Source organism: Acetobacter indonesiensis, from assembly GCF_000963945.1.
GTDB lineage: Bacteria > Pseudomonadota > Alphaproteobacteria > Acetobacterales > Acetobacteraceae > Acetobacter > Acetobacter indonesiensis.
In genome coordinates this window covers 1-3312 of sequence record NZ_BAMW01000077.1, presented here as the reverse complement: position 1 = coordinate 3312, position 3312 = coordinate 1, and the positions used below count along the sequence as shown (strand labels likewise).

General features: G+C 54.9%; 2 protein-coding genes. Both read left to right on the top strand.

All coding sequences use genetic code 11. The annotated features are described in order from the left end of the window. Window positions 1-506: 506 nt before the first annotated feature. On the top strand, window positions 507-1724 hold the full coding sequence (hpnH, locus tag Abin_RS14040; protein WP_048848035.1) for an adenosyl-hopene transferase HpnH: 1218 nt from the start codon (window positions 507-509) through the stop codon (window positions 1722-1724). 266 nt (window positions 1725-1990) lie between these two features. Beyond that, window positions 1991-3289: a hemolysin family protein gene (locus tag Abin_RS14035; RefSeq protein WP_048848033.1), complete on the top strand. Its 1299-nt coding sequence runs from the start codon at window positions 1991-1993 to the stop codon at window positions 3287-3289. The last annotated feature ends 23 nt before the right edge of the window (window positions 3290-3312 follow it).

Here is a 3312-nt window from a genome sequence, read left to right as displayed (position 1 = left end):
ACGACCCAGCGTCGGAATGCTCGGACCACTTACAGAGACGGGGGGAGTGGCAGTAGAGGGAACGGCGGAAAGAGCCGCCTTTTTGTCGGGAGAACTGTCCATGCGATCGTTTCCATCTTCTTGCTTGCGGCGTGCAGAACAGCGCCTGTGGTGTGTGGCTGGGTCCTGCTAGCCGTGAGTGTCTTACGTCGCGCAAAATGTCAGTGGACACCGCGATTGGTCATTTTGGTTTAATGTTTTAGGCCGAAACGCAAGGCTTGGGGGAAAAGTTGCTCACGATTGTGGCTTTTTTATCACACAGTTTGAAAAAGACTTGAGCTTGACAAATGGCCCGACCTATATGCAGGCAAACAGTTCCTTTACGTGGTTATGCGCGCCGGTTGTCCGGCTACCCTTAATGGTAAGCGGGTCTGGCCGGTGTTTGGCACAGCCACGTTTCTTGAACAGATTAGAGTCTCATCCAGTCTACGATGCGGGCGTAAGTAAATGCGCCGAAGCGGGGGTTTATGGCCGTACCGATAATGCAGGCCGTCAGGGTCGGCAAATATGTTGTCACACAGCATATCAAGAAACGTAAGCGCTATCCGCTTGTGCTGATGCTTGAGCCGTTGTTCCGCTGTAACCTGGCCTGCGCCGGGTGCGGCAAGATTGACTACCCGGCTGCTATTCTGAACCAGCGCATGACCGTTCAGGAATGCCTGGATGCCGATGCAGAAGCAGGCGCACCTGTTATTGCCGTGGCCGGGGGCGAGCCCCTGCTGCACAAGGAAATGCCGGAAATCATCCGTGGCCTGATTGCCCGGAAGAAATATGTCTATCTGTGCACAAACGCCCTTCTGCTTGAAAAGAAGATGGATGAGTACGAACCCTCTCCGTTCTTCTCATGGGATGTGCATCTTGATGGTGACAAAACCATGCACGATTCTTCCGTCTGTCAGGACGGTGTGTATGAACGTGCTGTTGCCGCGATCAAGAAAGCCAAGGCCCGCGGTTTCCGTGTTTCCATCAACTGCACCCTGTTTGATGGCGCAGACCCGAAGCGCGTAGCCACCTTCTTTGATGAAGTTATGGCTATGGGCGTGGATGGAATCATGACCGCTCCCGGTTATGCTTACGAACGCGCACCGGATCAGGCACACTTCCTGAATCGTCAGAAAACCAAGCAGTTGTTCCGTGACATCTTCCGTCTGGGCAAGGGCAAGAAATGGCGGTTTACGCAGTCTCCGCTGTTCCTGAACTTCCTGGCCGGTAACGAACAGTATCACTGCACGCCGTGGGGTAAACCGCTGCGTAACGTGTTTGGTTGGCAGCGCCCTTGCTACCTGCTGGGTGAAGGCTACGCCAAGTCTTTCAATGAACTGATGGAAGACACCAAGTGGGACGATTACGGCACGGGTAACTACGAAAAATGCGCCGATTGCATGGTGCATTCAGGGTATGAATCCACTGCTGTGATGGATGCCGTGCGTCGCCCCTGGCACATTGCCAAGGTTGCTCTGTTCGGGCCTGAAACTGAAAAGCCGATGGCACCAGAAATCTCTCTGGCTAACCAGCGTCCTGCCCAGTACGTCTTCTCCAAACAGGTTGAAGAGCAGATGGCCGAAATTGCTGCCCGCAAGCCTGCCAAAGCTCCTCGTGTGAAGGTGATTCGCACGGATGCGAAGGCAGATGCGTCTGCTGCAAAAGTTGAAGCGGCTCCGGTTGAAGCAACCGCTGCTGACTGATTTCTGATCAGTCCGACTCCATGAAGAAAGGGTGGCTCCGTATGGAAGCCACCCTTTCTTTTTGTCTGCTGGGCTAGAAACAGGACCAGTTTAGCCTGTTTTCTTGGTCTGGCTGATATTCAGCATCCGCATAATCAGCAGTCGATGCTTTATCGCTCTCATCCTGCGGCCGTGCGGCAGGTTTCTTATGCTCGTAACTGGTGTCTGCGGGCATGTTCCCGTATCGTGTGGGCCAGACATTTCGTCACGCAGGGCATCCGTTTTTCATGACTGTTTCAATTCTCGTCATTTTTCTTCTGATTTTTCTGAACGCAGTCTTTGCGATGGGCGAACTCGCCTTGATTTCAGTCAGAAAACCGCGTCTGGCCATTTTGCGTGAGCAAGGTCTGCGCGGGGCCGACCGTGCCATGCGTCTGGCAGAAGACCCACAGATTTTTCTACCAACAGTGCAGATCGGGATGACTCTGGTTTCCATTCTGGAAGGGACGTTTGGCGGTGTGCAGGTGGAAGCTCATCTGACCCCGCTGCTGGAAAAAATAGAATTTATCCGCCCTGTGGCCGGGCAGGTGTCCATGGTGCTGGTGGTGCTGATTATCACCGCCCTTATGCTGGTTCTGGGTGAACTGGTTCCCAAGCAACTGGCCCTGCGTGAGCCGGAAATCATGGCGGCGCGGCTGGCTTTCCCGCTGGAAATGCTGGCGCATGCCACACGACCGATTGTCGTGGTGCTGCGTCAGTCTTCCAATCTGGTGCTTAAGCTGATGGGTGCATCAGATGCCGTGAACCAGACCCTGACGGAAGAAGAACTCAAAGCCTATATTGCCGAAGGCGCACGCGCGGGTGTTCTGGAACATCAGGAACACACCATGATTGAGCGCCTGCTGCGTCTGGCAGATCGGCCTGTGCGCGCAATCATGACCCCGCGTAATGAACTGTACTGGATTGACCGTCATGCTGGCCGTGATGCGCTGATCAAGGCCCTGAAACAGACCACTTATGCCCGTCTGGTTGTGTGCGAAGGGGGTGTTGATAACCCCGTCGGTGTGGTTCTGGCCAAAGATATGCTGGACCGTATGCTGGATGGCATGCCGGTTTCTATTGAAGCCGGGTTACGCCAGATGGTGGTGGTGCCTGACAGTATCTCCGCCTTCGATATGCTTGAGCGGATGCGCAGTATTCCGCTGGGTATCGCGTTTGTATTTGATGAATACGGATCATTTGAAGGGATTGTCACCGCATCTGACCTGTTTGATGCAATTGTGGGTGAAGGGGGCCATGAAGCCCAGCAGGTGGCCGATGCCCAGCGTGAAGCAAAGCAGGAAGATGTTCTGCTGCTAGAGGGCACGGATTCTGCGGATACGGTAAAAGATCGCCTGGGTCTGCGGTCTTTGCCGGATGAAGGCAGCTATCACACACTGGGCGGCCTGCTGCTGGCCCTGTTGCGCCGTGTTCCGGCTGTGGGGGACAAGGTGGCGTATTCTGGCTGGCTGTTTGAAGTGGTGGATATGGAAGGCCGTCGTGTCTCCCGCGTCAGGGCCAGCCGTCAGGTGCTTGCAGAGAACTGATGTAAGTCGTGTGCGGGCGGCTA

Excerpts from the sequence above, each read along its gene's own strand:
- Abin_RS14035 (WP_048848033.1), top strand. The coding sequence starts at position 1,991 with ATGACTGTTTCAATTCTCGTCATTTTTCTTCTGATTTTTCTGAACGCA.
- hpnH (WP_048848035.1), top strand. The coding sequence starts at position 507 with ATGGCCGTACCGATAATGCAGGCCGTCAGGGTCGGCAAATATGTTGTC.